This is a genomic window from Marinactinospora thermotolerans DSM 45154, from assembly GCF_900167435.1.
In the GTDB taxonomy this organism is placed as follows: Bacteria; Actinomycetota; Actinomycetes; order Streptosporangiales; family Streptosporangiaceae; genus Marinactinospora; species Marinactinospora thermotolerans.
This window is the reverse complement of the sequence record NZ_FUWS01000002.1, coordinates 322,014-347,302: the sequence shown is the minus strand read 5'-3', so window position 1 is coordinate 347,302 and position 25,289 is coordinate 322,014. Positions and strand designations below refer to the sequence as shown.

Here is a 25,289-nt window from a genome sequence, read left to right as displayed (position 1 = left end):
CGTCCTGGAGGCACAGGATGTCTGTGGCAAACCTGTGGTGAGGTTTCTTCGGAAACCCCTTCCCTCACAACCTTAAGTAACTTAAGGTTGCTGGCATGGAAAACAGAGAAATCGGAATCGAAGAGGCCCGCAAGATCCTGGGCGACCTCGCCAGCGAGGCCGGCTACCTCGGCCGATCCATCATCCTGACCCGCAAGGGCAAGCCCATCGCCCGCATCGCACCCCTGAAGGAGACCTCCGAAGACCCACGCTTCGCGAATATGCCTGACGCCATCATCGCCGATCTCCTGCACGACACTGCAGCCTCGGTAGCTGCCGCTTACACCCGACTCGGGAGAGCTGCGCAGACCGCCGAAGCAAAAGCTACAGCCAAGGAGAAAGCGAAGGAGGCATGGCTAATCAAGAGGCGTACTTTGTCCCGCGGGGAGATGATCAGCGAAATTCAGCACCTTAATTCCGTACTCGACAAGCTGAAAACCGAATATGACGTCTGAAACTCCTTACGAAGTCAAGCCTGAACAACTACAAGAGATATTTCACGAGGACATCAAAGACCTTGTCTTCGCCGGAATTGGACGTACCCACAAGCCGACCCTTGTGTTACTGGGCGGACAACTCGCCGCAGGCAAGTCCACCGCGACCAAAAGAATCATCAAGTACCACGGGGATGACATCGCCCCGGTCACTCCGGATAATTTCCGAAAATTCCACCCTCACTACAGCAAGATCCAGCAAGAGCGCCCCCTGGATATGGCGGCGCTCACCAATGAGGCGATGCACCGCTGGAACGAGATGACCCAGCAGCACGCGCACGCCCATGGCTACAGCCTGATCCTCGAGGGGACCTTCGCCCATCCCTCCAGGGTGATGGGGGTCGTCGAGCGGTTCGCCCAAGCCCCTGAACCGGGTGCCCACGAGGGTTTTCGAATCGAGGCGGTCGCGATGGCGGTGTCTGAGTACCGCAGCCGCCTCGACATGGTGAAGCGCTACCTCTCCGAGCCGCCGGAAGAGGGCCGCTGGGCCGACGCCGAGTCCCACGACCGGATCTATGGGATGGTCCCGCAGACGCTGGACACGCTGGAGGCGAGTCCACACGTGGACCGGATCGTCGTCACCGACCGGTCGGGAACCATCTACTACGAGAACGAGCGCGGCGACGACGGCCGATGGTCGCGTCCGCCCCGGGCGGGCGAGGCTTTGAAAGAGGCACGCAGCGAAGGGGAGGTGCCCTTCAGTCGCGTCGAGGCCTCAGAGTGGCTGGCCTCCTATTGGGAAAACGCCGAGCAGCTGATCGAACGGGGCGAGCTCGGTCCGGTCACCGCGGGGACGATGCTGGCCCTGCACTCCGACGCCGACCTGGTCGCCCCCATCGCCTACAACGGGGACAAAGAGGCACTCGATCTACACCAGCGTTGGCAGACCGTGCAGAAGGTGGTCTTCCAAGCCGGCCTGCGGGGCGTCGACAACGTCGACCTGCCCCAGAGTCCATTGAAGTTCCTGGAAGCCGGCGCCGAGGACAAGGCCCGTTTCCTCGCCGCGTTCACGCAATCACCGGACAAACGAGTGGGGTCGGCTGCGGATCTCACCACCACGGAGACGGTGCGCCGCGCCCAACACGGGCTCGCACCACCCAACACATCCCCGGCACCTCCCCAGCAGCCCGATCCCCGCCGCCGTTCCGATCCGGGTTCGGGGATCGAACGCTGATCCCTCGCTTCCTGATCTCGCGCGGGTGGGCGCAGGTGACCGGCGGGAAAGCCGATCGGTCATCATCACGACGATTCGGCCGCTTCATCGCCCTCGGGATCTGATCGGCACGGGGTGCCATCGGGGACTCCATCGGTCACGCCCAGACCATGAAGCGGCCTTTCACCGTCTTCTTCGCTCCCGTTCTGGCAGACGGCCGGCCATCGGCCACTGAGGGCATCGCCGAACGAACCCACTACCACCACGAGCGGACCGCCAACACGGGAAACTGCGGTCCCGCCGGCGAGGCCGGCCCCCGCCTCGTGGAGGGGGACCCACCGCCCGTACTGCCCCTGGGATCCTCCCGTGGAACCGCCCCGCGCGAACGCGCCTGAGGCCGTCATCACCGTCCTTCCGCGTGACACCCCGGCCTCGTGTCCGCCGTCACCCTCCTGGGCCGTGTCGTGACCGGGGACTACGGCGCGCCGACCGGGCCGGTTGTGGGACGCGCATGCGCGCCTCCGCCCTCATAGGGCGACGTCACGTCCACTCGGCCTTCTCCGTTCGCCGGTCTGGTCGTCCGGTTCCACTGGCGGCGACGACTGTTCGTTCCCGGTCGGCGTTCCCGCACGGCCGGCCCCGGACGGTGAGCCACCCAAGTGGTATCCCCAACCGAATTCAGCGATATATCCAGAAAATGCGTATCTTGCCGCCAAAGGCGGGTTTATCTATCTTGTTTTCCGAGTGAATGGATAAATGATCCGCAAGAGCGGAAGGAGCGTCCCCGGACCGTGGGACGCCTCCCGGAAATCCCGTGTATCGTCATCCCCATAGACGGAAACGGCCCTGGTGGGTGCGCCAACACCTGCCCAGGGCCTGACTCTCCATTCCTCTAGCCCAGGAAGAAGAGCTGTGCGCGACTTTATCAGCCGCGTCATGACCGCGTTCGCGGTCACGCTGCCGGCCCTCGCCCACCCGCGCTCCGTCATCGTCACACTGGCGCCCGGCACCGTCGGCGCCCCACCGCAGGACCCTGGGGTGATCCCCGCCCGTCCACGGCGCACGGGCAGGGTACGCCCCTACTCGCGTTCGGCCGGCCCACCCCATGGTTTCGGCTCCCCGGAGTGGTGGGAGACCCACCGCGTCCCAGGCGTCCCCGCCCGCTCGACGACTTCCGTCCCCACCCGCCCCGCGCCACACCTCTCACCCCGCGTCCCTGACGGTCGGCACCGCCGGGGACGTCTCGGCGGGTCCTTCGGCGAGAACCCGTGAGGCCGGCAGCACCGCCCGGGCCGCACAAGGGCGAGGAAGAACGGCCCCGGCGGAGGAGAGAAGACGGGTCCGGGGATCGCCGGGCGTGCCGTCCCGGCCTCCCTCACTCGCGGTCGCGGAGAACCCGGCTGACGCGGAGCGTGCGCAACCGGTTGAGCGCGGCGGCGATCTCGTGGCGGCGCGGCAGGGCGTAGTCGCCCGCGTACCCGCGGCCGATCGCCTCGACCCCACCCGAGTCCAGGCGCTCCTCCAGCAGGTCGAGGGCCTCGCCGAGGCAGCGCCGGCCGTCGAGGATGCCGTCCTCGGCGAGGGTGCGCAGTGCCAGGCCGACACCGGTGATCTGACTCGGATCGACGAGCTGGGCGAGGTGGCGCACGTCGATGTCGGTCTCGCCGAAGGTGAGCACGTCCATGTCGCGCCGTTTGATCCGGTGGCGTCCGCGCACCTGGGCGTCGACCGAGCGGGGGTCGACCACGCGGCGGGCCGGCGGGTGGAAGCGGGCGTCGGTGCGCGGCCGGGCGAGTTCGCGGGCCTTCTCGGTGACGTCGTAGGGGCGGTACCCGTCGAGCATGACCACCTGGTCGGCCACGTCGAAGTAGTCGCCGCTGCCCCCCATGACCAGGACGGTGGACACCCCGTGCGCCCGGTGCAGCGGGCGGACCAGGTCGACGAAGGGGGTGAGAGGCTCGCGGTCGCCGTGGACCAGGGCCTGCATGCGCGCGTCGCGGATCATGAGGTTGGTGGCCGTGGTGTCCTCGTCGACCAGCAGGGTTCCCGCCCCGGCTTCGAGCGCCTCGGCGATGTTGGCGGCCTGCGAGGTGGAACCGGAGGCGTTGTCGGTGGAGAAGTCGCCGGTGTCGGCGCCGGTGGGCAGGTTGCGGACGAAGGCGCCGACGTCGGTGCGCTCGACCCTGCGCCCCTCCTCGGCGCGGATCTTCACCGCGTCGGCTCGGGTGACGACGAGTTCGCGTCCGTCGCCCGGGACATGGTCGTAGACCCCGCGTTCCAGCGCGTGCAACAGGGTGGACTTACCGTGGAACCCGCCGCCGACGATGAGGGTGATGCCCTCGGGCACCCCCAGGCCGCTCACCTGGCCCCGGTGCGGCAGCCGCACGGTCACCCGCAGGCTCTCGGGGGAGACGAAGGGGACGGGGTCGCCGCTCATGGGCAGGTCGCTGACCCCGCTGCGGCGCGGCAGCACCGAACCGTCGGCGACGAAGGCGACGAGGCCGAGCTCGGGCAGCATCGCGCGCAGGGCCACCGCGTCCTCGACGGTGTCGGCGAAAGAGGTGGCGTCGGCCGTGTCCAGCGCCTCCCAGCACAGGCCGTCGACGAGTTCGGGGACGCGCTCGCACAGCTCCCGTTCCGCGGCGTGGCCGTCGATGCGCCGCCCGTGTCCCGGCAGCTCCACCCCCATGCGCACGACGACCCCGCCGTCGTCGTCGATACGGCAGGCCGACCGGTCGAGGACCTCCTGCCCGCCGACGTCGACGCGCAGCCGCGCCCCCTTCAGCAGGCGGTGGGCGCGGCGCACCAGGTAGTCGGCCGTCGCGCGGCGCCGCACCGGGGAACGCCAGGCGTGGTCGGGCAGGCCCGCCACCTCGGCCGGGATGCGCACCGCGACCCGCGAGGGCGGCGCGTAGGGGTCGGCCTGGACCCGTTCGACGGTCAGGGTGTGGTCGTCGAAGTCCCAGTCGCCCGACAGCGCGCGGTAACGCCCGTAGGAGGCCCCGTCCATGCGTCGCAGCTCCTCGGAAAGCCGCCGGCTGTCACGGCGGCCACGGATCTGGGGCCGTTCGTGACCCCGCCCCGCGTCCGGGCGACCTCCGTGGCGGTGTCCCCGGCCTCCGTAGCCTGCGGGCATGGTGCTCCCCTCTCGTCGCGCGCCCGGCCTTTCCGGGTGCCCCTGCCCGGATGCTACGCGCCGAAGCGATGCGGGTCGGACGGCCGTCCACAGGGTGGCGCGGCGCCTAGCTCCCGGGGTAGCGGCTGCTCCAGCGGGTGTGGGGGCCATGGTCGCCGTGCAGCCGGCGCCCCGCGGTGAACTCCCACACGAAGTCGTCGGCCAGTTCCAGGATCGTGCCGCGTCCCTCGACCTCGAAGGCCAGCTCGGGCGGTAGCGCCGTCTCCCCGTGCAGCGCTCCGAGGATGTTGCCGCAGATCGCGCCGGTGGAGTCGCTGTCCCCGGAGTGGGTGACGGCCAGTGCGAGCGCGTCGGTGAACTCCTCGGGACCGGGGTGGACCAGTGCCGCGTAGACGGCGATGGCCAGGGCCTCCTCGGCGATCCAGCCGCCGCCCAGGCGCTCCACGGTCTCCGCGCACACCGGCAGGTCGCGGGCCGCCGCGCGGGCCGCGCGCAACGCCGCGCTCGTCTCCTCGTGACCGGGGCGCGTGACGAGTTCGGCGAGTGTCGCCTCCAGCGCCTCGTCCAATCCGTCGCCGGCGACCAGGCGCCGCACCAGTAGCGCCAGCGCCCCCGAGGCGAGCCGTCCCGTGGGGTGGCCGTGGGTGTAGCCGGCCGCCTCGGCCGCCCAGTCGAACACCGGCGGCTCCTGGGACCACGCCGGCGTGGCGAGCAGCCCGAACGGGGCCGAGCGCATGACCCCGCCACAGCCCTTGGAGTTGTTGGCGGCGGGGGTGCCGAAGGGGATCCGGCCGGCGCCGGCCCGCTCGTGGACCGCTTCGAGGGCGCTCAGGCAGGTGGTGCCGGGCGCGCGGCGGGCGTAGAGCCAGCGCTGTCCCTGGAGCAGACCGTCGCGCCGGCCCGTCGGCGCGTCGTGGAGCTGGGTGTCGAGCCAGCGCAGGTAGGCGTGGTGGACGGGGGCCGGCGTGAACCCCGTTCCACGGTCGGCGCGCACGCCGGCCCGGATCAGGCCCTCGACGGTGAAGAGCGTCATCTGGGTGTCGTCGGTGACGAGCCCATGGCGGGGTGTCCCGTCGGAGTGGTCGGCGACGTACTCGCGGACCCCCGCGGCCCCGTGTTCGGCGCGGATGCCCGCGAGGGTCATGAACTCCACCGGCGCCCCCAGCGCGTCGCCGATGGCGCCGCCGAGCAGGCAGCCCCGCACCCGTGACCGGTACCTCTCCGCCTGGTCGCGTTCCTTCTCCGTCGTCACGTCCCGTCCGCCTTTCCGCCGTTGTCGGGGGAATCATGATCCACCCGTCCGACATCGCGCGCATCCCCGCCGGGTAGGGCGGCGGAGCGTCCCGCCTCCCCGGCCATGGCGTTGCCGGCCGGTCAGCGGCGTGACGGGACCGGCCATCCAGGACGGTGGGCGTCGCCTCCGGTCGCTCCCGGGCCGACCGTCCGCGAGCGGCCGGTCGCGGGACGGATCCCGAAAGCGCCGCCCGTTCCCACGCCTCTGATACCGCGTCTAAGGGCGGTGCATCACCGGGGGTTCGTCGAGGATGAACATGGTGCGGGTGGAGTGGACCTCGGGAATGCGCTGGAGGCGTTCCAGGACGAGGGTGCGCAGGGCCGGGGCGTCGGCGACGCGGACGAGCAGGAGGAGGTCGGCGTCGCCGGAGACCAGCGCCGCGTGGTCGATCTCGGGGATGTGGCGCAGGTGGTCGCGGAACCGTTCCCAGGAGTGCTGTTCGATGCGCACCGACACATAGGCGGCCAGGCCGGCACCGCACTTCTCGGGGTCGATGACCACGGTGAACCCCCGGATCACCCCGTCGCGGCGGAGGCGGTCCAGGCGGGCGTAGGCGTTGGCGCGGGAGATGTGGGCCCGCTCGGCGAGCGCGCGGATCGACATGCGCCCGTCCCCGCGGAGCAGTTCGAGGAGGGTCCGGTCGACATCGTCGAGCCCGGCAGCCATGTGTCTCACCTCACACCGCTCACGGCGTCGCCGGCCGGACGTTCTACCCCTTTTTCCAACGGTCGGAGCAATCCGTCCACCCTTGCCGGGACAACATGGACACTATGGGGTGATCCACCTCATATTCAAGACATGAAGCGCCTCGATGACCGCATCGCGCCGCCGCTCCCCACCCTGGAGCCGATACGCCTGGTGGACCGGCACGGCCGGCGCGTCGCCGACCCGACCGTCTCCTGCCCCTCCCCCACGACCCTGACCTCGCTGCTGCGGGCCATGATCGTCGGCCGCCGCTTCGACCGCCAGGCCGGAGCCCTCGCCCGCCAGGGCCGGCTCGCCGTCTACCCCTCCTCCTACGGTCAGGAGGCCTGCCAGGTGGCGGGCGTCCTCGCCCTCGCCGAACAGGACTGGCTGTTTCCCACCTACCGGGACAGCGTCGCGCTGGTCACCCGCGGCGTGGACCCGGTCGAGACGCTGACCCTGCTCCGCGGCGACTGGCACAGCGGTTACGACCCGGGCCTGCACCGCTGCGCCCCCCAGTGCACGCCCCTGGCGACCAACGCCTCCCACGCGGTCGGGCTCACCTACGCCGCCCGCCACAAGGGCGAGGACGTGGCCGCCCTGGTCCTCATGGGCGACGGCGCGACCAGTGAGGGCGACGCCCACGAGGCGTACAACTTCGCCGCCGTGTGGAACACCCCGGTGGTCTTCCTGGTGCAGAACAACGGTTGGGCGATCAGCGTCCCGCTGCACCGCCAGAGTGCGGCGCCCACCCTCGCCCACAAGGCCGTCGGCTACGGGATGCGCGGCTACCACGTGGACGGCAACGACGCCGCGGCCGTGCACGCCGTGGTCGGCCGGGCCCTTGAGGAGGCGCGGGCGGGAGGCGGGCCGGCGATCGTCGAGGCGCGCACCTACCGGCTGGACGCCCACACCAACGCCGACGCCCCCCAGCGCTACCGGGACGACTCCGAGGTGGAGTACTGGAAGCAGCGCGACCCGATCGAGCGGCTGGAGACGCTGCTGCGCGCGGAGGGCCACGTGGACGACGACACGTTGGCGGGGTTCGCCGCCGAGGCCGAGCGGATGGCCGCCGACGTGCGCGAGCGCGTGGACGCCGCCCCCGACCCCGATCCCGACGAGTTGTTCGCGCACGTCTACGCCGCCCCGACGGCCCAGCTGGTCGAGCAGCGCCAGGCCCTGCGCGACGAGATCCGGGAGGGCTGAGAATGGCCGAGATCACGATGGCGCAGGCGCTCAACCGGGCGCTGCGCGACGCGCTGCACGACGATCCCAACGTCGTCGTCTACGGCGAGGACGTCGGCCCCTTGGGCGGCGTGTTCCGTGTCACCGACGGGCTGACCGCGCAGTTCGGCGAGGACCGCTGCTTCGACTCCCCCCTGGCCGAGTCCGGCATCGTCGGCACGGCCGTCGGCATGGCCTCCTACGGGCTGCGTCCGGTCGTGGAGATGCAGTTCGACGCCTTCGGCTACCCGGCGTTCGAACAGGTGGTCTCCCACGTGGCCAAGATGCGTAACCGGACCCGCGGCCGGATGAGCCTGCCGCTCGTCATCCGCATCCCCTACGGCGGCGGCATCGGCGGCGTCGAACACCACAGCGACTCCTCCGAGGCCTACTACGCGCACACGCCGGGTCTGCGGGTCATCACCCCGGGGACGCCGTCCGACGCCTACTCGATGCTGCGCGAGGCGATCGCCTGCCCCGACCCGGTGGTGTTCTTGGAGCCCAAGCGCCGCTACTGGGCGAAGGAGGAGGTGGAGACCCCGGTGCGGACCGCGCCGATGGACCGTGCCGTGGTCCGGCGGACGGGCTCCGACGTCACCCTCATCGCCTACGGCCCGATGGTGGCGACCGCGCTGGAGGCGGCCGAGGCCGCGCGCGAGGAGGGCCGTGACGTCGAGGTGGTGGACCTGCGCAGTCTCGCGCCGTTCGACGACGCGACCGTGACCGCGTCGGTGCGCAAGACGGGGCGGGCGCTGGTCGTGCACGAGGCGGCCACGTTCGCCGGGTACGGGGCGGAGGTGGCCGCCCGCGTCACCGAGCGCTGCTTCCACTATCTGGAGGCCCCGGTGCTGCGCGTCGGCGGCCTGGACATCCCCTATCCGCCGCCTCGCCTGGAGCACCACCACCTGCCCGACGTGGACCGCATCCTCGACGCGATCGCCCGGTTGCAGTGGGAGGCCGACTGGGTGGACCCCGACGCCGTCCCGTCGGGGGCGCGGCCCCCCGCGTCGGGGGCGCGGCGTGGCCGGGAGGTGCGGTCATGAGCCAGGGACCGTTCCGGGAGTTCGCGCTGCCCGACCTCGGCGAGGGGCTGACCGAGGCGGAGATCGTGCGTTGGCTGGTCGCGGTCGGCGACACCGTGACCGTGGACCAGCCGGTGGTCGAGGTGGAGACCGCCAAGGCGGTGGTGGAGGTGCCCTGTCCGTTCGCCGGCCGGGTCGGCGCCCTGCACGGGGCCGAGGGCGAGGTGATCCCCGTCGGGGCCCCGCTCATCGGCGTGGACACCGGGGCGCAGGGCACGGAGGGCGGTTTCGACGAGCCCGGTGTCGTCGTCCCCGCGGCGCGCCCGGCCGCGGAGGACGCCTCGGGCGGCTCCGGGGCGGTCCTGGTGGGCTACGGGCCCCGGGAGGAGACCCGCCGCCGCGGACGGACCCGGCGTCTCGACGCCGGCGGCGCGAGCCGGACAACGGCGTCCGGTCCGCGATCGTCCCCCGCGGCCCCCGGCCGCACCCCGGTGGTCTCCCCCCTGGTACGCCGCCTGGCCCGGGAGCACGGCTTGGACGTGGGGCTGATCGAGGGCACCGGCGGGGGCGGCCTGGTGTTGCGCCGTGACGTGGAGGCGGCGATCGTCGCCCGGCACGCGGCGGAGGTGGGGGCCGCGCCGCCCCGGCCGCGGCGGGCGGAGGGCGAGCGGATCGCGCTGCGCGGCGCGCAGCGCACGATGGCCGACCGGCTGTCCCGTTCCCGCCGCGAGATCCCCGAGGCGACGGTGTGGGTCGACGCCGATGCCTCCGCCCTGCTGGCGTTGCGCGACGATCTCAACGCGGCCGATCCCGATCGGCCGGTCGGTGTGCTGGGCCTGGTGGCGAGGTTCTGCGTTCTGGGCCTGGCGCGCTTCCCGTCGTTGAACGCCCAGTTCGACGGCGAACGCGGGGAGCTGGTGCGGTTCTCGCACGTGGCCCTGGGGTTCGCCGCGCAGACCCCGCGCGGCCTGGTGGTCCCGGTGGTGCCGGACGCCCACCTGCTGTCGGCGCGGGAGTTGTCGGCGGCGGTGCGGGAGCGGACGGCCGCGGCGCGCTCGGGGACGCTCACCCCCGGCCTGCTGACCGGGGGCACGTTCACCGTGAACAACTACGGCGTGTTCGGTGTGGACGGGTCAGCCGCGATCATCAACCACCCGGAGGTGGCGATCCTGGGGATGGGGCGGATCGTGAAGCGCCCGTGGGTGTCCGGGGACGAGCTCGTGGCGCGTCCGGTGGTCGAGCTGACCCTGGCCTTCGACCACCGGGCCTGTGACGGCGCCGAGGCCGGCGGGTTCCTGCGGTTCGTCGCCGATTGCGTGGAGCGGCCCCAGCTGCTGCTGGGCGACCTGTGAGACGGGTCGGGCCCGGGCACGCGTGACGCGCCCGGGCCCGATCGCCGTTCACTCCGCTCAGGCGCCCGCGGAGACGTCGCGCGCGGTCAGCCGGGCCAGGAGCGCCGGCTTGCGGTGACGTCCGTTGGGGCGGGCCGTCGCGGCCTTGCGCTTGGCGACGACCGCGGCCGCGGCGACCGCCGAGACGAGCACCACGCCGACCCCGCCGGAGACCATCGGGGTGCTGTCGGCGACGAGGGACATGCCGCCGGGGGTGGCGACCTCGCTCATCGCGTGGGTGACGGGGGCCTCGGTGGCCTCCTGCCCGTCCGGGGAGCCGCCATCGGCGGGCGGGGTCGCCTGGGCGTCCGCGGCCGCGGTCTGCTGCTCCTGCTCGGGCTCGGACTGCTCCTCGGCCTGGCCGGAGTCGGCCGCCTGCTGTTCGTCGGCCTGCTGTTCGTCGGCCTGCTCGGTCTCGGCCGCCTGCTGCTCGTCGGCCGACGCCTGCTCATCGGCGCTGCGCTCGTCGGCCGCGGGCTGCTCGGGCTCGGCCGCGGCGGGTGCCGCGGAGACCGCGCTCTCGCACTTGTTGCCCTCCTGGCCGAACGGGTGCGGCGCGCCGGGGGTGCCGTGGCCGTCGCCCCACTTGGTGATCGTGTACTCGACGTTGACGTGACCGAGGCCGCCCGCGTCCTCCACGACGAGGGTGGTGTCGTTCCAGGTGCCGCCGGTCAGCTCGGCGAACGTCTTGCCGTCCATGTCGAGCAGGACGTTGCAGTCGTGCGAGGGCACGCCGGGCCCCCGGTCGCCGATGAAGAATTCGGCCTTCTTGCCGTTGTAGGTGACGTACCCCTCGGTTCCGAGAGGCCAGCTGGGGCTGGCGAAAAGGCCCTTCTGCATGGGTTCGCCGGAGGCGGGGGCACCGGTGTCGCCGTTGATCCCGGAACCATCGTCCCAGAAGTAGGAAGCCTTGACTTCGCCGTGCTGGAGGGACTCTTGGGTGTTCTTCATAAGAAAAAGAAGGCGGTCGGGAGCAGAGGGTCGAGCCGAGACGGGGCAGGGGCCGCTGAGGAATGCGTGGACAGGCGATCCCCGGCTATGCGGGACCACACGTGACAGGATCGTCGGGCGTGTGGCTGCGGCGGGCCGGTGTTTCAGGGGCCGATTCTCCCGGGCTCCTTGGCACGGGGTCGCGTCGCCGCGCGGGTGAGAGTCTCGCTCTCCCGGACGCCGATCGCGTCCGGGGCTCGACATCGGTCCTACCTCCGCAAAGGGAGGGTCACGAACCAATCACGAAGGACTCTAACCCACAGAAAAGTAAAAAGGGCAAGCTCGAAAGGTAAAACCCATAAGGGACCTATTCAGCCCTTGATCATCCCTTGACGGTCACCTGGCGAATTTCCCGCGCACATAAGGGTTTTCGCAGGTCACAGGGGTATCCGGCGCCCCTCTGAAGCGATCCGGAACACAAGGGAAGATGAGGCCCGCCACACCTCCTGCGGCGTGGACCCTCCCGGTGTCGCCAGGAGAGTTCCACGCCCGGGTCACGGCGGACCTCAGTTGGGGCCGCTCCAGGGCAGACCGTCGTGGCCGGCCACGACGGCGAAGCGCGCCACGTCCACCCAGCGCCGCCCACAGGCGCACTGGCGGTAGCGCACGATCCCCTCGGAGGTGTAGTGGGCGGACTCGACCCGCGCGTCGACCGATTCACGGCCGCACGCGGCACACCGTTCACTCGTCATGTCCCCAGGGTGCTGTAATGGCCTTGTGCAGTTCAACACTTACGGAGGTACGGGTTCCTTCGTCGCCGCCGACCTCCTGAACGCGACCGACCACCACCACACCGCGCTCAGCGACATCCTGCGCCGCCACCAGATCACCCGGCCCGACATCGACGCCGAACAGGCCGGGCGCCTGCTCGCCTGGGTCGAACGCCTGCGGCCCGTCTTCGGCGAGACCGACCCACAGCGCCAGATCGACCTGGTCAACGCGCTGCTGCGGGACGCCGCCACCGGCGTCCAGGTCTCCATGCACGACGGGTCGCAACCCCATCTGCACTACGTCAGTCAGACCCGGGAGACCGTCACCCGGCTCAAGGCGACCACGGCCGGCGGCCTGGCCGTGGCCATCTGCGGGGCCGGCGGCCACCGGCTGGGCCGTTGCGGGCGCGAGGGGTGCGACCGGGTCTACGTCGACGTCTCCCGCAACGGCCGGCGCCGCTTCTGCTCCGTGGCCTGCGCCAACCGGGTCAACGTCGCCGCGCACCGCGCCCGCTCGCGCTGAGACCGCACGGCTCAGGTCACCTGGGCGCGCCGCGCGAAACGCGGGTCGCGCCACTCCCCTCCGCGCACCACCTCGACCAGTGCCGTGGCCGCGTCGAAGACATCGACGTGGCGCAGGTACAGCGGGGTGAAGCCGAAGCGCAGGATGTCGGGGGCGCGGAAGTCCCCGATGATCCCGCGTTCGATGAGCGCCTGGACCATCGCGTAGCCGTCCGGGTGGCGCAGCGACACCTGACTGCCCCGGCGCGCGTGCTCCAGCGGTGTCACCACCTCCAGGCCGGCGGGCCTGGTCAGCTCCAGGAACAGGTCGGTCAGCGCCAGGCTCTTGGCGCGCACCAGCGCCAGGTCGACGCCGCGCCACACCTGGAGCGCCGCCTCCACCGCGGCCGCCGCGACCAGCGGCTGGGAGCCGCTGAGGAAGCAGCTGGCGCCGGCCGCGGGCTCGTAGTCCCCGGTGAAGTCGAACGGGCGGGCGTGGCCGTGCCAGCCGGTGAGGGGCTGGCGGGCGCGCGCGTGGTGGCGGGCGGCGACGTAGGTGAAGGCCGGGGCGCCGGGGCCCGCGTTGAGGTACTTGTAGGTGCAGCCCACCGCGAAGTCGGCGCCGCAGGCCGACAGCTCCACGGGGAGCGCGCCGACGCTGTGGCACAGGTCCCACACCGCCAGCGCGCCGTGGTCGTGGGCGAGCCGGGTCTCGGCGGCCATGTCGCGCAGCTCGCCGGTGCGGTAGTCGACGTGGCCGAGCAGGACGGCCCCCACGTCCCCCGGCCGCAGCGCCTCCGCCAGCTCCTCGCCGCCCGGTCCCACCAGGCGCAGCCGCACCCCGTCGAACAGTTCGGCGACGCCCTGGGCGATGTAGAGGTCGGTCGGGAATGCACCGGCCTCGGCCACCACCACGCGACGGTCCGGGTTGAGGCGCAGCGCCGCGACGAGCGTCTTGAACAGGTTCGCCGAGGTGCCGTCGCCGACGACGACCTCGTCGGAGGCGGCCCCCACGAGCGGGGCCAGCATGGCGGCGAGGGCGCGCGGCTGGTCCCACCAGCCCGCGTCGTTCCAGCTGCGGACCAGCCCTCTTCCCCACTCCTGTTCGATCAGGTGGGCGACCCGCCCCGGGACGGCCCGGGGCAGCGCTCCCAGGGAGTTGCCGTCGAGGTAGATCACCCCCTCGGGGAGCAGGAAGTCCGCACGGCGCGGGGCGAGCGGGTCGGCGGCGTCCAGTTCGGCGCACGCCTCGCGGGACAGGGAGGGCAGGGGCATCGGGCGGCTACCTCGTCTCGGTGGGGACGACAGGGGACGGCGGCGGGCTCAGGGGAGCTGGAAGCCCGTTCGCAGCGACCATAGCTCGGGGAAGACGTCGCGCGCGGCGTTGCGGGAGAGCCAGTCCAGCCCGCTGGATCCACCGGTGCCCGGCCTGGCCCCCAGGGCGCGCTTGACCGCCATGAGGTGGCGGTGCCGCCAGCGTGTGACGCGCTCGGCGGTGTCGAGCAGGGCCTCGGCCAGCGCGGGCAGCTCCGCTCCGGGCGTCTCGTCCGCGTAGACCACGCTCCAGGCGCGTTCCACCTCGGGGTCGGGCTCGTAGGGGCGGGTCCAGTCGCGCTCCACCCGATCGAGCGGGACCGGCAGGCCGCGCCGGTGCAGCAGGCGCAGCGCGGCATCGTAGAGACCGGGCTCGCGCAGGGCCCGTTCCAGCACGGCGCGCGCCCGGGGCGCCGCGCGGTGGGGGCGGGCCATGACCGCCGACTTGTTGCCGATGAGGAACTCCAGGTGGCGGTAGCCAGGGGACTGCACGCCCGACGCCTCGCCGAGGACGTCGCGGAAGCGGCCGAACTCCACCGGGGTCAAGGTGGCGAGCAGGTCCCAGGAGGAGACCAGGACGTCCTGGGCGTGATGGCCGCGGCGCAGTGCGGCCATCGCGGCCGCCACCCGGTCGGCCTCCAGCTCGTCGCGGGCCCGCTCCCACTCCTCGCCGATAAGCAGGAACAGCAGCTCCATGACCTGCGTTGCGATGATGAAGCGCGTCTCGGCGGGTTCTCCGGTCCGGGGATGCTGCAGGTCCAGCAGGGCCTCGATCCCCGCGTAACGGGCGTAGGGGGTGCTCCCCTCGAAGGAGAGGGTGGGCGGCCCCTCGCCGCGCGCGGCGCGCTCGATCCGCTCCTCCTCCGCGACGGGAGTGCGTTCCCGGGGCTGGGCCGACGTGGTGGCCATCGTGCTCGCCATCCTCCTCGTGTCAGGGCGGGAAACCATGGCGCCTCATGTCGACGGCGCCCTCGTCCGGTTCGAGAAAGGATGCTGTGAAGCGTCCCGAAAGAGAAGAAGCACCTCACGGCGCGAAGGCGGTTCCGCTTCGCGTTCGCAATCCGTTCGCGGCGATGTGGTTTATGATCGCCAACCATGCTGGATGACGTGGACTGGCGGATCCTCGACGAGCTCCAGGCCGACGGCCGGCTCTCCTACAACGAGCTGTCGCGGCGGGTGAGCCTGTCGGCCCCCGCCGTCGCCGAACGGGTGCGCCGCCTGGAGGAACGGGGCGTGATCACCGGCTACCACGCCCACGTGAACCCGGCGGCGGTCGGGCTGCCCGTGATGGCCCTGGTGCGGATGGAGTGCTACGGCCCCCTGTGCCTCCTGCGCGACGCCGCCGCGGCGAGCCGTCCGGAGATCCTGCGGATTCACCGCATCACCGGGGACGCCTGTTGCGCGCTGCTGATCGCGGTCCGCTCGATGGCCCACTTCGAGGAGGTCATCGACCGGCTCACCCAGCATGGACGTCCGGCCAGCAGCATGGTGCTGTCCAGCCCGTTGTGGTGGCGCGGCGTCTCCCGAGGGGGGTAGGCGCGCAGGCCGCCCGGGCCGACCTGGCACGATGGGTCCTCCGGGGGCCACCTCCCCGATGATCCGCTCGTTCCTGGAGCCCACCGATGCACGCCCCGCACTGGCGCACCCCGCTGTCCCTCACCGGACACCTGTTCATCGCGCACGTCCTGCTGCTGACCGTGGCGCTGGGGACGACCGGGATGCTGTGGATCGTCCAACACGAACGCGAGATCGACCGCCACTACACCGAGAGGGTCCTCGTCATCGCCCGTTCCGTGGCCGCGTTGCCGCAGATCCACGACGCGCTGGAGCTGGAGGACCCCGCGGCGGTCATCGACCCGTTGACCGACCGCATCACCGCCGCCACCGGGGCGCAGTACATCGTGGTGGCCGACCCCACCGGCATCCGCTACTCCCACGTCGACGACTCGCTGATCGGGCAACGGGTCTCCACCCCTCCCGGTCCCGCCGCACGGGGGCGGGAGTGGACCGGCGTGCAGACCGGGACCCAGGGCCGCACCGTGCGGGCGAAGGTTCCGCTCTTCGGCGAGGAGGGCGACGTCGTCGGCTACGTGTCGGTCGGCGTGCTCGAATCCGACGTCGAGAGCGTCGCCGCGGGCGCGCTGCCCGCCATCGTCGCCACCATCGCGGCGGTGCTCGCGTTCGGCGCGGCAGGCGCCTACCTGCTGTCCCGCCGGGTCCGCGCCAAGACCCACGGCCTGGAACCCGGCGAGATCACCGCCCTGCTGGAAGGCCGCGAGGCGCTGCTGTACGGCATCCGCGAAGGGGTGCTCGCCCTGGACGCCGCGGGCCGGGTCACCCTCGTCAACGAGCCGGCCCGTCTGATGCTGGGGCTGGCCGACGACTGCGAGGGGCGCCGGCTGGAGGAGCTGCCGCTCGACGCGCGTCTGCACGACGTCTTGTCGGGGGCCGACCCCGGTACCGACCGGGTCGTGCTGGCCGGGCGGCGGGTGCTGGTGTGCAACCGCATGCCGGTCCGCGTCCGCGGGGAGGACAGCGGCGCCGTGGTGACCCTGCGCGACCGCACCGAGCTGGAGTTGCTCGCCGGCGAGCTCGACGGCGCCCGCACCCTCACCCAGGGGCTGCGCGCGCAGGGCCACGAGTTCGCCAACCGCATCCACACCGTGGCCGGGATGCTGGAGCTGGGCGCCTACGACGAGGCCCGCGCCTTCCTGGAGGAGCTGAGCGCCGCGCACGTGCGTACCAGCGCCGACATCGCCGGGAGGATCGGCGACCCCGCGCTCGCGGCGCTCGTGCTCGCGAAGTCGGCGCAGGCCGCCGAACGCGGCGCGGAGCTGCGGCTGGCCCCCACCACCGAACTGCCCGGCGCCCTGCCCGGGGCCCTGCGCTCGGACCTGCTGCTGGTGGTGGGCAACCTGCTGGACAACGCGCTGGACTCGGTGGCCGGCGGGACCGGTGACGAAGGAGAGGAGTGGGTGGAACTGATGCTGATGCGCCATCGCGTCTCGCGGGGGCCGGCGCGTGACCTGGTGGAGGTCCGGGTGACCGACTCCGGGCCCGGCGTCGACCCGGCGCTGACCGACGAGGTGTTCTCGCTCGGTTTCACCACGAAGGTGGCGCGCGACGGCGGACCGCGCGGACTGGGGCTGGCCCTGGTCCGCCGGACCTGTGAGGAGCGCGGCGGCGAGGTCACCCTGGAGCGCGCCGCGGACGCCGAAGAGGGCGGCTGCTCGGTGTTCACCGCCTACCTGCCGGTCGTGGAGGAGACACCGCGGGCGGTGCGGTCGTGATCCGGGTCGTGATCGTCGACGACGACGTGCGGGTGGCCCGGACCCACCGCGACCTGGTGGACTCGCTCCCCGGCTTCACCGTGGCCGCCGTCGCGCACACGGCCGCGGCGGCGCTCGCCGCGGTCGAGGCGCAACGCCCCGACCTGGTCCTGCTCGACCTGTACCTGCCCGACGAGTCGGGGATCTCGGTGCTGCGCAGCCTGCGCGCCCCCGCGCGCGCCGGGACCATCCCCCCGGTGGACGTGCTGGTGATCACCGCCGTGCGCGACGTCGACCAGGTGCGCGCGGCCCTGCACGGCGGCGCGGTGCACTACCTGCTCAAGCCGTTCCCGTTGGCGGCACTGCGCGACCAGCTGGAACGCTACGCCGCCGCGCACCGCAGCCTGGACCGTATCGGCGAGGCCACCCAGGGCGACGTCGACCGGCTGTTCGGCCTCCTGCGCCCGGCCCCGGCCAGGTCGCTGCCGAAGGGACTGACCCAGGCGACGGCCGACCTCGTGGCCGAGACGCTGCGCGCCGCGGGGACGGACCTGTCGGCCGCGGAGGTCGCCGTACGCAGCGGCGTCGCGCGGGTGACCGCGCGACGCTACCTGGAACACCTGTGCGCGGAGGGACGCGCCGAATTGAAGATGCGCTACGGCTCCACCGGCCGTCCCGAGCACCGCTACCACTGGGTGCGCTGAGAGGCGGGGGCGTGGCGCTCCGGCGGGGCGCCGGCCCCTCCGCGGTGGCCTACCCTCGCTCCCGTGACCATCCTCATCGATCCCCCGCTGTGGCCCGGCCCGCGCGACCTGCTGTGGTCGCATCTGGTCAGTGACGTCTCCTACGCCGAACTGCACATGTTCGCCCGTGAGCTCGGCCTGTCCGAGCGGGCCTTCGAACGCGACCACTACGACGTGCCGCAGACGCTGTACGACCGCGCGGTGGCGCTGGGGGCCGTGGAGGTCCCGGGCCGCGTGCTGGTGGCCCGCCTGCGCGCGGCCGGGCTGCGCCGACGTAAACGCGGGCGGCGGGTGAGCTGATCCGACCGGCTCACGCCGTGGCGTCGCCCGGCCCGGGGGCCGTTCCGGTCAGCTCGCGCACCTCCGCGGCGACGTTGGCGCGGGCCCGCGCCTCCCAGAGGGCACGCGCCCGCTCGGTGTGGAACAGCGCCGGGGCGGCCAGCAGGCCCTCCAGCAGCGCGGCGCGGGCGGCCCGGAAGTCCGCGTCGGCGACGTGGCGGTACTCCTCCCGGACCGCTCGGGCATAGGCCGCGTACTCCTCGGGGGTCCCGCCCAGGACCGACAGGTCCGCGTCGCACAGCACCTCGGCGTCGGCGTCGCCGGGCCGGGGGCGGTGGGCGGCGGTGACCCGGACCAGGCGGGCGACCTCGGCGACGCGCCGGGCGTCCACCCCGCAGGCCGGCAGCAGTTCCTCGGCGAGCCGGGCGCTGCGCTCCTCGTCGGCGCCGGGCTCGCCCTGGTAGACGGCGTCGTGGAACCACGCGGCGTAGCGGACGGCCGTGATGTCGGCGGCGTCCTCCGCGAGCTCGCCGACCGCTTCCAGTACCGCGCGCAGGTGGTGGAGCGTGTGGTGGCGACGGTGCGGCTCGTCCCATCGGGCGACCAGTTCGGCGCCGACGGCCGCGGCCCGTTCCCCCGGCCCGGCCAGTTCCCGCCAGGCTGCGCACAGGTCGGATCGGTGTGGGGGCATCGCGCCCTCCTCGTGTCTGCGTCCGGCTCGTGGGTCCCGCCGGACGTTACCCCACGGACCGCCCTTAGCGCCGGTCCCGGGTGACGAAGGACGGTGCCCTCCCGCGCCGGGACCCGCCGAAAGATGGGGGGACGCGCCGCCGATCGCCCACTGTGCCACCGCCCTTCCCGCGCCTAGGGTCGGTGGGCCATGGGAGACGACGCGCAGAGGGGAGACCGTGCATGATCACCTTCCACGGACTGACCAAGCGCTACGGCGACAGGATCGCCGTGGACGGGCTGACCTGCGAGATCGCATCGGGGCGGGTGACCGGGGTGCTCGGTCCCAATGGGGCGGGCAAATCGACGACGATGCGGATGCTGCTCGGCCTGGACGCCCCCTCCGCGGGACGCGCCCTGATCGACGGCCGTCCCTACGCCGCGCTGCGCCACCCGCTGCGGGAGGTCGGAGCCCTGCTGGATGCCCGTGCGGTCCACCCGGGTCTCACCGCCCGCGCCCACCTGCTGGCGCTGGCGCGTGGCAACGGGATCGCGGCGCGACGGGTCGAGGAGGTTCTGGAGACCGTGGGCCTGGCCCGGGTGGCGCGCCGACGGGTGGGGACGTTCTCGCTGGGGATGTCACAGCGCCTGGGCATCGCGGGGGCGCTGCTGGGTGATCCGCGTGTCCTCGTCCTCGACGAACCGGTCAACGGCCTGGACCCCGACGGGGTGCGCTGGATCCGCCGGCTCATGCGTTCGCTGGCCGGCGAGGGACGCGCGGTCCTCGTCTCCAGTCACCTCATGAGCGAGATGCAGGAGACCGCCGACCACCTGATCGTGCTCGGCCGTGGCCGGCTGATCGCCGACGCCCCGTTGGGGGAGATCATCGCGCGCAGCACGGGCAACTCCGTCCGGGTCCGCACTCCGCGCGCCGCCGAACTCGTCACGGCGCTGACGGGTGCGGGGATGCAGGTGAGGTGGACGGCCCCGGAGGAGCTCCGCGTCACCGGCGCGCCGATCGAACGGATCGGCCTCCTCGCCCACGAGGCCGGGGTGCCCCTGCACGAGCTCAGCCCGCGCACGGCCTCGCTGGAGCACGCCTACCTGGAGTTGACCGCCAGCAGCGTCGCCTACGCTGCGCCCACGCCGGACACCGTCCCGGCGGCGGAAGCGTGGGGGCGGTCATGAGCGGGAACCGATCGACCGTCACGCCCCGCGGCGGCGGCCTCCCCGGGGCTTTCGCCGCGGAGTGGACGAAACTGTGGGGGGTGCGCTCGACCTGGCTGTGCGTCGGTGCGGCCCTGGCGATCGGCACGGCCGTCATCACGCTGATGACCTTCTCGCTGCACTCCTCCGGTCAGGCTCGGACGACCGTGAACGCCTCCACCGGGCTGGGGGTGCTGTCGGCCCAGTTCGCCGCCGTCGCCCTCGCCTCGCTGGCGATCACCGGCGAGTACGCGACCGGTGCCATGCGCACGACGCTGACGGCGGTGCCGCGGCGTGGCGCCGTGCTGGCGGCCAAGGCGGGCGCGGTGACCGTCACCGCTCTCGTCACGGGGGTGCTGCTCGGGCTCGCGGGGTGGGCGGTGTCCGCGCTCTTCTACGGTCCCCACCTGGTGGTCCACTTCGTGGACCTCGTCCACGGCACCGTGGGGACCGGCCTGTACCTGGCTCTGCTGTCACTGTTCGTGCTGGGTCTGGGCGCGGTGCTGCGCAGCACGGCAGGGACGGTGACCACGACGATCGGGCTGCTCGTGGGCGTGCCGCTGGCCGCGCAGGTCCTGGGCGAGAAGGCGTTCGTGTGGTTCGCCGAGCACTCGCCCGCGGGCGCGCTCGAACCCCTGGTCTCGGGGCGGGAGCTGCCCTATGGCGCGGGGACGGCGACCGTGGTGCTGCTGGTGTGGGCGGCCGCGGCGCTGGCCGCGGGGTACGCGCTGCTGCGCCTGCGCGACGCCTGACCGCCGGGCCGTACACGTGGGGGCCGCCCCGTACCGGGACGGCCCCCACACGGTGTCCATGGGACCGGGGTCAGGCCCCCTTGGTCACGGGGGCGGCGTCGCCCTCGGCTGTCGCGAAGGCCCGTGCCCCGGCCCAGCGCAGGGCGAAGGCGAGGACGAGCACGCCGGCGCCCACCAGGAGGGAGATCCCGGTGAACGGCCAGACGAGGCCGGCCACGACCACCAGCGGGGCGATGATCACCGTGCCGATCTCAAACGGCGCGTAGGCCATGTAGGCCAGGCCGTACTCCTCGATGACCTTGCTCTTCTGCTTGGGGTCGACGATGCGCAGCAGCGCGATGCCGCTCGGGGTGGAGCCGGCCGCCCATCCCCAGGTGAAGATGCCGCGCTCGAACCAGCGCTCGCCGAAGACCCGCGGCGTGACGACGAAGAACATGAACAGGCAGTAGGCCAGGCCGACGAGCGTCAGCAGGAGCAGCGGGACGATGTTGTCCACGACCACCGACGGCACGATCGCGGCGATACCGAACGCGACGAGGTAGTCGGTGGCGGTGCCGGAGAGGCTGTTGACCGTGGTGCCGTCCACGTAACTGCGGGCCGGGGTGCGCTTGATGATCACGCCGGCCACCAGGCCGACGAGCATCGCCATGGCGAAGACCGGGACCGAGATCGACGGGAACAGCGCCTTGATGCCCTCGGAGAGCATGTACCCGCCGAGCACGACCAGGCCGATCACGGTCATCGGCAGCGCGAGCGGCTCCAGCGAGTTCGGCGAGGTCGTGGCCCGGCCGATGGGGGCGCGTTCGGCGTCGTCGCGCAGCAGGCCGGTACGCAGCGACTCGGGCAGCTGGTCGAAGGAGGAGATCTCCTGGACGACGCCCTTGCGCACGCCCCACTTGACCAGGGCCAGGCCGACGACGATGGAGGCGACCATGCCGAAGGTGGCCGAGGTGAAGCCGAGCGTCTGGAACTCCTCCATGCCGGCGTCGGCGATGGTCGGGCTCATCGCGGCCACCGTGCCGAAGCCGCCGACCCAGCCGGCCGGCACGAGCATGCCGAAGGCGTCGGGCAGGTCCCAGAACAGGTTGAGCACGCCCAGCGCGAACAGGAGGCACACGCCCCACTGGAGCACGTATCCGGCCACGGAATAGGACCACATGGCCCGGGCCCCCTTGGCGACGCCCTTGGCGTCGAGGCCGCCGGCCAGCGGGATCGCGCCGAACACCACCGCCACGAGGATCGTGGTGTAGGTGTTGAGCTGGTCGGAGAAGGGGATGAGGTTCAGGCCGTAGGGGCCGAGGGCGAGGCCGAGGACACCGGCGATGATGCTGGCGGGCAGCATGAGCCGCTGCGCTATGCCGACCTTGGCGCGGATGATCTTGCCGACCAGCAGCAGCCCGCTGATGCAGCCGACATCAACGAGGATGCTCCATGCGTCGAAGTCTCCCACTTGCGCTCCTACTAACACGGGACACGCGGCACCCGGGTGCGGCGCGTGCGCGGACGGGACCGCGCCGATGGGCGCGGTCGTGAACAGGAGTTGACCGGAGGATCCTCTGGGGTCCTCGAATCCGGGGAACGTGCCCCTGCGGGGAGGCACGAGGCGCGTCCGCGCTCGCTCGGGAGGGAGGACGGGGACGGGCCGGCCGGTCCGGTCAGAAGGTGAGGCGCCGCCGATCGGAGGACGGCGCGACGGGAATGGCCGGATGGGGATCGTGTGACGTGCTCCACTCAGAGCGCAACACCGCACGCACGATCTCTCCCACCGACACCCCCGATGACGCATCGGCGCCCCCGCTCTCTGCGGGATGCGCTTCCGACGTGGTGAATCCGCCGGTCGGCTCTGTCACCTACCGGTCAGTAACGACAAATGTCGCATAAGTCAGAGTTTATGGCGAATTACCCCACTCACTTGCCCGGACTTCTCATCTGAAGACAGGACATCGACCCAGGCCACGGTAACCGACCGTCAGGACCGGCTCGTCCCCACCCCGCGTTCTCAGTCCTGCGCGACCAGACCCGCCTCGTAGGCGACGATGGCCGCCTGCACCCGGTTGCGCACGCCCAACCGGCCCAGGATCGCGCTGACGTAGCTCTTGACCGTGCCCTCCACCAGGTGGAGCCGGCGCCCGATCTCGGCGTTGGACAGTCCCTCCCCCAGCAGCGCGAGCACGTCCCGCTCGCGCTCGGTCAGCTCACCGGCCCGGCGGCGCGCCTCGGCGCCACGCGCCATCCGGCCGTCCCCCAGTTCGGCGATGACCCGCTGGGCGACCCGCGGCGACAGAAAGGCCGCCCCCTCGGCCACGGCGCGCACCCCCGCCAGGAGTTCCCGCGGGTCACCGGCCTTGAGCAGGAAGCCGCTGGCCCCCTCTCCCAGCGCCCGCGCGATGTAGTCGTCCTCGCCGAAGGTGGTCAGGATGACGACCGCCGTCGCGGGCGCCGCCCGCCGCATCTCCGCCACCGCGGCCAGCCCGTCCAACCGGGGCATGCGGATGTCCAGCAACGCGACGTCGGGCCGGTGGCTGCGTGCCAGTTCGACCGCCGCGCGGCCGTCGGCGGCCTCGGCCACCACCTCGATCTCCGGATCCGCGCTCAGGATCGCCCGCACACCGGCGCGGATCATCGCCTCGTCGTCGGCCAGCAGCACCCGGATCATGCCTTGTCCCCCTCTCTCCGGCCACACCGGTCACCTGCGAACATACGGCGGTGTGACAATCCCGACACTCCCAGGAACCGCCAAACGGGTCAGTACGGATCGTAGGCGTCCTTCGCCACCACAACGCCATCGGCGAAGCACAACCGGTGGACCCGATGGCCGGCGCCCGCGTCGAGGGAGGAGCCGGAGCGGTAGTAGCGGCATTCGGCCCCCGGCGGTACCGGCGGCTGTTCCTCTCTCGCCAGGGACTCCTCCTGGACCTCGGGCAGCACCGCCTCCGCCGACGCCTGGTCCTGTCCGACGCTCAACAGCGCGAACCGCTCGGGCGGCAGCTCGCTGTGGAGCGACCGCTGGAGCCCCGACACCATCCCCACCAGCATGAGCCCCGCCACGCACAGCGCGGGAAGGCCCAGCACCACGACCATGCCCCAGCCCACGCGCCAGCGGGCACGGCGGTAGCGGTCCGCGGCGCGCACACGCTGGTCGGCGACGGACTCGGCCGGCTCGGCCGCCGCCCGCGCCGCGACACCGCTCACCGGGATGCGCGCCTCCACGGCCCAGCCGCCCTCATCACGCGGCCCCGCCCGAAACGTCCCGCCGGCCAGCCGGACCCGCTCGCCCAGGCCGATCAGGCCGTGGCGCCCGCCGCTCGCGCCGAGGGACGGGCCGCCGCGGGCGCCGTCATCGCCGACCTCCACGACGACCTCGCCGGGCCGGTGGTCGACGCGGACCTCCACGGCGGAGCCCGGCGCGTGCCGGGCGGCGTTGGTCAACGCCTCCTGCACCACCCGGTAGACGGCGCGGTCCGCCATGGGTGCCAGCACCTCGGGGGTGCCCGTGGAGGTCAAGGCGACCTCCAACCCCGAGTCCCGCGCCCGTTCGACCAGCGCCGTGACGCTGTCATCGGCGGGCTCCGTGGGGACCTGTTCGGAGTCGTCGCGCAACACCCCGATGATCTGGCGCAGCCGATCGGTGGCCACGGCCGCGCTCTCGCGCAGCTCGCCGGCCGCCGTCCGGTGCCGTTCGGACAGGTCGGGGGCGACTTGGAGGGCGCCCGCGCGCAGCGCGATGAGGCTGAGCTCGTGGCCCAGCGAGTCGTGCATGTCCCGGGCGATCCGGGCCCGCTCCCGCAGCCGGGCCTGCTCGGCGGTGATCCGCTGTTCGCGTTCAAGCTGCTCGGCGCGCTCCCAGCCCGCGGAGAGCAGCTCCAACTGCTGACGCCGGTGGGTGCCGACCAGCCACGGCAGGACGACGGCGAGCAGGAAGCCCGCCACCGTGGTGAACCAGACGCCGTTGTGCGCCGGCCCGTCCACGGCCACCACGGCGGCACCCCCCGCCGCGATCCCGGCGAACACGACGACGACCGCCCGGTTCACCGGCCGGTGCCGGCCGACCCGGTAGGACAGCGCCAGCAGCGGCAGCGCGAACCAGGACAGCAGGAGCGTGGCCGCCGCGGCGACCGGTACGGCGACGAGCGAGGAGAAGCGGGCGAGTACCGGCAGGGCGAGGAGGAGGGGCAGCGCGACGGCGATCCGTACGGTGAACATGCCGTCGGCCGTGTTCAGCTCACGGAGCAGCGCCTCCATGAGCAGGAGCGGTCCCGTGGCCACGACGAGCAGCGCGTCCACGGCGAGCTCGCCCCGGCCCGGCCGGCCCCTCCCGCCCCCGTCGACCGTCGTCGGTGTCCCCATGCCCTCGACGCTACCGGCCGCCCCCTCGCCGGGACACCGTCGAAGGACAGGGGTCCACCCCCTCTTCCGGCA

Annotated in this window: 24 protein-coding genes; 13 read left to right on the top strand and 11 right to left on the bottom strand. The window is 72.5% G+C overall.

The window, feature by feature from the left end:
• Positions 1–95: 95 nt before the first annotated feature.
• From B5D66_RS04540 to B5D66_RS04525, 3 genes are all read left to right on the top strand, one after another.
• Positions 96–494 (top strand): type II toxin-antitoxin system Phd/YefM family antitoxin, encoded by a 399-nt coding sequence (locus B5D66_RS04540; protein WP_078760322.1) that lies wholly within the window; start codon positions 96–98, stop codon positions 492–494.
• Positions 484–1,707 (top strand): zeta toxin family protein, encoded by a 1,224-nt coding sequence (locus B5D66_RS04535; protein WP_078760321.1) that lies wholly within the window; start codon positions 484–486, stop codon positions 1,705–1,707. Before B5D66_RS04540 ends, B5D66_RS04535 begins: the two co-directional genes overlap by 11 nt.
• Before the next feature lie 891 nt (positions 1,708–2,598).
• Entirely contained in the window at positions 2,599–2,958 is a 360-nt protein-coding gene (locus B5D66_RS04525; protein WP_144389963.1) for a hypothetical protein, read from the top strand.
• Positions 2,959–3,061: 103 nt separating this feature from the next.
• Here the strand turns inward: B5D66_RS04525 and B5D66_RS04520 are convergent, their stop codons facing one another.
• The 3 genes from B5D66_RS04520 to B5D66_RS04510 form a co-directional block, all read right to left on the bottom strand.
• Positions 3,062–4,822, bottom strand: coding sequence for an ABC-ATPase domain-containing protein (locus B5D66_RS04520; RefSeq protein ID WP_078760318.1), 1,761 nt, complete (start codon positions 4,820–4,822; stop codon positions 3,062–3,064).
• 106 nt (positions 4,823–4,928) lie between these two features.
• The gene (locus tag B5D66_RS04515; protein WP_078760317.1) at positions 4,929–6,074 is read right to left on the bottom strand and encodes an ADP-ribosylglycohydrolase family protein; all 1,146 of its coding nucleotides are present in this window, start codon (positions 6,072–6,074) and stop codon (positions 4,929–4,931) included.
• A gap of 258 nt (positions 6,075–6,332) precedes the next feature.
• Entirely contained in the window at positions 6,333–6,782 is a 450-nt protein-coding gene (locus tag B5D66_RS04510; RefSeq protein ID WP_078760316.1) for an Lrp/AsnC family transcriptional regulator, read from the bottom strand.
• Positions 6,783–6,914: 132 nt separating this feature from the next.
• Between B5D66_RS04510 and B5D66_RS04505 the strand changes: the two genes are divergently transcribed.
• The 3 genes from B5D66_RS04505 to B5D66_RS26270 are packed head-to-tail and all read left to right on the top strand — an operon-like array spanning position 6,915 to position 10,398.
• The gene (locus B5D66_RS04505; protein ID WP_078760315.1) at positions 6,915–8,006 is read left to right on the top strand and encodes a thiamine pyrophosphate-dependent dehydrogenase E1 component subunit alpha; all 1,092 of its coding nucleotides are present in this window, start codon (positions 6,915–6,917) and stop codon (positions 8,004–8,006) included.
• 2 nt (positions 8,007–8,008) lie between these two features.
• A complete protein-coding gene (locus B5D66_RS04500; protein ID WP_078760314.1) occupies positions 8,009–9,067 on the top strand; it encodes an alpha-ketoacid dehydrogenase subunit beta in 1,059 nt (352 codons plus the stop codon).
• A complete protein-coding gene (locus B5D66_RS26270; RefSeq protein ID WP_078760538.1) occupies positions 9,064–10,398 on the top strand; it encodes a dihydrolipoamide acetyltransferase family protein in 1,335 nt (444 codons plus the stop codon). The genes B5D66_RS04500 and B5D66_RS26270 overlap by 4 nt, the downstream gene beginning before the upstream one ends.
• Before the next feature lie 57 nt (positions 10,399–10,455).
• On the opposite strand, the gene B5D66_RS04490 is transcribed toward B5D66_RS26270, so the two are convergent.
• The gene (locus tag B5D66_RS04490) at positions 10,456–11,388 is read right to left on the bottom strand and encodes a hypothetical protein (RefSeq protein WP_078760313.1); all 933 of its coding nucleotides are present in this window, start codon (positions 11,386–11,388) and stop codon (positions 10,456–10,458) included.
• A gap of 545 nt (positions 11,389–11,933) precedes the next feature.
• Positions 11,934–12,119 (bottom strand): hypothetical protein, encoded by a 186-nt coding sequence (locus tag B5D66_RS04485; RefSeq protein ID WP_078760312.1) that lies wholly within the window; start codon positions 12,117–12,119, stop codon positions 11,934–11,936.
• A 25-nt stretch (positions 12,120–12,144) separates the two neighbouring features.
• Between B5D66_RS04485 and B5D66_RS04480 the strand changes: the two genes are divergently transcribed.
• Positions 12,145–12,660, top strand: a complete 516-nt coding sequence (locus B5D66_RS04480; RefSeq protein WP_078760311.1) for a CGNR zinc finger domain-containing protein — start codon at positions 12,145–12,147, stop codon at positions 12,658–12,660.
• Between the two features lie 11 nt (positions 12,661–12,671).
• On the opposite strand, the gene kynU is transcribed toward B5D66_RS04480, so the two are convergent.
• Positions 12,672–13,913 (bottom strand): kynureninase, encoded by a 1,242-nt coding sequence (gene kynU / locus B5D66_RS04475; protein WP_078760310.1) that lies wholly within the window; start codon positions 13,911–13,913, stop codon positions 12,672–12,674.
• Between the two features lie 48 nt (positions 13,914–13,961).
• Positions 13,962–14,861, bottom strand: a complete 900-nt coding sequence (locus B5D66_RS04470; protein WP_078760537.1) for a tryptophan 2,3-dioxygenase — start codon at positions 14,859–14,861, stop codon at positions 13,962–13,964.
• Between the two features lie 186 nt (positions 14,862–15,047).
• On the opposite strand from B5D66_RS04470, the gene B5D66_RS04465 reads away from it, so the two are divergent.
• The 4 genes from B5D66_RS04465 (at position 15,048) to B5D66_RS04450 (ending at position 18,264) form a co-directional block, all read left to right on the top strand.
• Positions 15,048–15,488, top strand: a complete 441-nt coding sequence (locus B5D66_RS04465) for an Lrp/AsnC family transcriptional regulator (protein ID WP_078760309.1) — start codon at positions 15,048–15,050, stop codon at positions 15,486–15,488.
• A gap of 86 nt (positions 15,489–15,574) precedes the next feature.
• Entirely contained in the window at positions 15,575–17,242 is a 1,668-nt protein-coding gene (locus B5D66_RS04460) for an ATP-binding protein (RefSeq protein WP_078760308.1), read from the top strand.
• Positions 17,239–17,925 carry a response regulator gene (locus tag B5D66_RS04455; protein WP_078760307.1) on the top strand — a complete coding sequence of 229 codons (687 nt, stop codon included), beginning with the start codon at positions 17,239–17,241 and terminating at the stop codon, positions 17,923–17,925. Before B5D66_RS04460 ends, B5D66_RS04455 begins: the two co-directional genes overlap by 4 nt.
• 63 nt (positions 17,926–17,988) lie before the next feature.
• Positions 17,989–18,264, top strand: coding sequence for a DUF4031 domain-containing protein (locus B5D66_RS04450; RefSeq protein WP_078760306.1), 276 nt, complete (start codon positions 17,989–17,991; stop codon positions 18,262–18,264).
• 10 nt (positions 18,265–18,274) lie between these two features.
• Here the strand turns inward: B5D66_RS04450 and B5D66_RS04445 are convergent, their stop codons facing one another.
• On the bottom strand, positions 18,275–18,934 hold the full coding sequence (locus B5D66_RS04445) for an HD domain-containing protein (protein ID WP_078760305.1): 660 nt from the start codon (positions 18,932–18,934) through the stop codon (positions 18,275–18,277).
• Positions 18,935–19,155: 221 nt separating this feature from the next.
• Here B5D66_RS04445 and B5D66_RS04440 point away from each other — a divergent pair, with 221 nt between their 5' ends.
• Entirely contained in the window at positions 19,156–20,100 is a 945-nt protein-coding gene (locus B5D66_RS04440; protein ID WP_078760304.1) for an ABC transporter ATP-binding protein, read from the top strand.
• Positions 20,097–20,870 carry an ABC transporter permease gene (locus tag B5D66_RS04435; RefSeq protein ID WP_144389962.1) on the top strand — a complete coding sequence of 258 codons (774 nt, stop codon included), beginning with the start codon at positions 20,097–20,099 and terminating at the stop codon, positions 20,868–20,870. The genes B5D66_RS04440 and B5D66_RS04435 overlap by 4 nt, the downstream gene beginning before the upstream one ends.
• 70 nt (positions 20,871–20,940) lie before the next feature.
• Here the strand turns inward: B5D66_RS04435 and B5D66_RS04430 are convergent, their stop codons facing one another.
• From B5D66_RS04430 to B5D66_RS04420, 3 genes are all read right to left on the bottom strand, one after another.
• Entirely contained in the window at positions 20,941–22,320 is a 1,380-nt protein-coding gene (locus B5D66_RS04430; RefSeq protein ID WP_159457213.1) for a sodium/glutamate symporter, read from the bottom strand.
• A gap of 549 nt (positions 22,321–22,869) precedes the next feature.
• Positions 22,870–23,526, bottom strand: coding sequence for a response regulator (locus B5D66_RS04425; RefSeq protein WP_078760301.1), 657 nt, complete (start codon positions 23,524–23,526; stop codon positions 22,870–22,872).
• 89 nt (positions 23,527–23,615) lie between these two features.
• Entirely contained in the window at positions 23,616–25,217 is a 1,602-nt protein-coding gene (locus B5D66_RS04420) for a sensor histidine kinase (protein WP_078760300.1), read from the bottom strand.
• Between the last annotated feature and the right edge of the window lie 72 nt (positions 25,218–25,289).